This window comes from Bradyrhizobium sp., assembly GCF_035309285.1.
Taxonomy (GTDB): Bacteria; Pseudomonadota; Alphaproteobacteria; order Rhizobiales; family Xanthobacteraceae; genus Bradyrhizobium.
In genome coordinates, this window is sequence record NZ_DATGFH010000099.1 from 1 (window position 1) to 3,127 (window position 3,127).

Annotated in this window: 3 protein-coding genes and 1 tRNA gene; 3 read left to right on the plus strand and 1 reads right to left on the minus strand. The window is 62.3% G+C overall.

Annotated features, from left to right (window positions below):
- Positions 1–149: 149 nt before the first annotated feature.
- On the minus strand, positions 150–689 hold the full coding sequence (locus VKR55_RS19820) for a Dps family protein (protein ID WP_324405883.1): 540 nt from the start codon (positions 687–689) through the stop codon (positions 150–152).
- Positions 690–806: 117 nt separating this feature from the next.
- Here VKR55_RS19820 and VKR55_RS19825 point away from each other — a divergent pair, with 117 nt between their 5' ends.
- From VKR55_RS19825 to carB, 3 genes are all read left to right on the plus strand, one after another.
- Positions 807–1,508, plus strand: coding sequence for a class I SAM-dependent methyltransferase (locus VKR55_RS19825; protein ID WP_324405885.1), 702 nt, complete (start codon positions 807–809; stop codon positions 1,506–1,508).
- 62 nt (positions 1,509–1,570) lie between these two features.
- Positions 1,571–1,648 (plus strand) — tRNA-OTHER (locus tag VKR55_RS19830).
- 311 nt (positions 1,649–1,959) lie between these two features.
- On the plus strand, positions 1,960–3,127 hold a 1,168-nt coding region (gene carB, locus VKR55_RS19835; RefSeq protein WP_324405887.1), incomplete at its 3' end, for a carbamoyl-phosphate synthase large subunit.

Here is a 3,127-nt window from a genome sequence, read left to right on the forward strand (position 1 = left end):
CTCAAACCGCCTTTCGCTATCCCCACCTTCCCTGAGATCCATCCGGCCCTCCGCCTGCCAAATTATGAATCTCTTCAATTACTTGATTCCTTGGCACCCGTGGACGCGACCGAATGACTCAGTAGGACTAACCCACCCTACAACATCTCCTACGCCGCGTTGCTTCCTTCCTGGCGGCTCGCCTCGAACAGGAACCAGGTGCGCCGCTCGGTCTCGTCGATGAAGGTTTCCAACAGGCCCGCGGTGCCGGAATCCTCATGGTCGTCGCAGAGCTTGTGGGCCTCGCGCATCGCAGCCGCGATGTGCTTGTTGTCCTCCATCAATTCGCGCAGCATCTCGCGCGGCGGGACGTAATCCTCGTCATTGTCGTGAATGGTCTGCAGCTTCGAGATTTGCCCGATCGACCTCAGCGTGGTGCCGCCAAGCTTGCGCACGCGCTCGGCGAGCTGGTCGGTGGTGGCGAAGATCGCGTCCGACTGCTCGTCCAGCATCACATGATAATCGTGGAAATGCCGGCCACTGACATGCCAATGGAAATTCTTGGTCTTGAGGTAAAGCGCGAAGGCATCGGCAAGCAGCGTGTTCAGCGACGCCGATATCCTGTTCACGGCCTCCGGCGACATGTCGGTCGGGGTGTCGAGATCGGGTGAGATTTTGTCGCGCTTGTTGTCGTTCTTGGCTTTGCTCACGTTGCACCTACCTGTTAGGAACCGGGCCATGGACAAGGGTTTGCGAACCCGTTAACGCAGCATTCTGATGCGGGTTCCTCGTCGGGAAACCCCACCTTCCCGGATCGCTTTGAGGCCATGGACGACTGGATCGACTATTACGACTCCACGCATACGATCTATGCGAGCAAGAAGCATCGCGACGTGCATTTCGAGCTGATTGCGCGCGATATCATCGGCTACATCTCCTCGCCCGACTCGGTCGTGCTGGACTATTCCTGCGGAGAGGCGCTGGCGGCGGCGAAGGTCGCGGCTGCCTGCGGCTTGCTGATCCTCGCCGAGCCCGCGCCCGGCGTGCGCGGCCGGCTGATCGCGCGTTTTGCGCCGAACACCAAAATTCGCGTGCGCTCGCTGGAGGACGTGCGGAACATGCACGAGCGATCCATCGACCTCGTGGTGATGAACTCGGTCGCGCAATATATGACGCCGGCGGAACTGGACGCGGCGCTGAGCGTCATCAAGCGGCTGCTGAAACCGTCCGGTAAGCTCGTGCTCGGCGATATCCTGCGTCCCGAGGTCGGCATGGGAGGAGACGTCGTCGCGCTGCTCCGCTTTGCCTTAAGGCACGGCTTTTTGAAGGACGCGCTGATCGGGCTGGTCTCGACCGCCTTGTCCGACTACCGGCACTTGCGCACCAAGGTCGGGCTGACGCGCTACAGCGAAGCGGACATGTTGGCCAAGCTCGAGGCCGCGGGTTTTTCCGCTTCACGCGCACAGCAGAACATCGGCCATAATCCCTGGCGGATGACCTTTATCGCACGTCACCCGATCGCGCGGTAGCATTAGGGTTAACCGGTGGAAGGGGATGGCCCTGCCGGACGCAAACGGGCAATGATCGCCGCGGCCCGGTGGCGGAATGGCGTCGACGCGAGAGCGGTGCAACGCTCTTTATCCTGGTTCAAATCCAGGCCGGGCCTCCACGCTTCGCCCTGACGGGCTACGCGTGGCGCAGCCACGCCAGACCGGCGGGGCAAAGCGTGTCCGGCGTAGCTTGAGCGAAAGCGTAGCCGGACTGGGGCTCCGCCGCAGCTCACCGAGCGAAAGCGGGCTTCTCGGACCCGCCCCCTCAAATTGCATCAAAAACACGGTTGATTGGACCGCTAAAGGCCTTTTACCCCTCAAAAATCTGGTCTAAAGACCCCCAGCGCGCGAGGGCCTCCCTCACGCTCGTTGCTCAGGGGACGCGCGGCCGGCGCGCCCTTTTTTTGTGCCCAAAAGCCAGCGAGACCTGATGCCGAAACGAACCGACATATCCACCATCCTGATCATCGGCGCCGGCCCGATCGTGATCGGCCAGGCCTGCGAATTCGACTATTCCGGTACGCAGGCGGTGAAGGCGCTGAAGGAGGAGGGATATCGGGTCGTCCTGGTCAATTCCAATCCGGCCACCATCATGACCGATCCGGAATTGGCCGATGCCACCTATATCGAGCCGATCACACCGGAGATCGTCGCGAAGATCATCGAGAAGGAACGCCACGTCGTCCCCGGCGGCTTCGCGCTGCTACCCACAATGGGCGGGCAGACCGCGCTCAACTGCGCGCTGTCGCTGCGCCGGCTCGGCACGCTGGCGAAGTTCGACGTGGAGATGATCGGCGCCACGGCGGATGCGATCGACAAGGCGGAAGACCGCCAGCTCTTTCGCAACGCCATGGAGAAGATCGGGCTGCAGACACCGAAGTCGCGGCTTGCGAACGCCTCCGGCTTGAAAAAAACCGACCGCGACAAATACCTCGCCGACCGCGCGAAACTCTCCGGCAGCGCGCTCGAGGAATTCGAGAAGCAATGGGCCGCCGGCGAGAACGAGCGGCGCAAGGGCTACCAGCAGCAGGCGCTGGCCGAAGCGCTGATGGCGCTCTCCGAGATCGGGCTGCCCGCCATCATCCGTCCTTCCTTCACCATGGGCGGCACCGGCGGCGGCGTCGCCTACAACAAGGAGGAATTCATCGACATCATCGAGCGCGGGCTCGATGCCTCGCCCACCAACGAAGTCCTGATCGAAGAATCCGTTCTCGGTTGGAAAGAGTTCGAGATGGAGGTAGTGCGCGACAAGAAGGATAACTGCATCATCATCTGCTCGATCGAGAACCTCGATCCGATGGGCGTGCACACCGGCGATTCCATCACGATCGCGCCGGCGCTGACGCTGACGGACAAGGAATACCAGATCATGCGCGACGCCTCGATCGCGGTGCTGCGCGAGATCGGGGTGGAGACCGGCGGCTCCAACGTGCAGTTCGGCGTCAATCCGGTCGACGGCCGCATGGTCGTGATCGAGATGAACCCGCGCGTGTCGCGCTCGTCCGCGCTGGCGTCGAAGGCGACCGGTTTCCCGATCGCGAAAGTCGCGGCCAAGCTCGCCGTCGGCTACACGCTGGACGAACTGCGCAACGAGATCA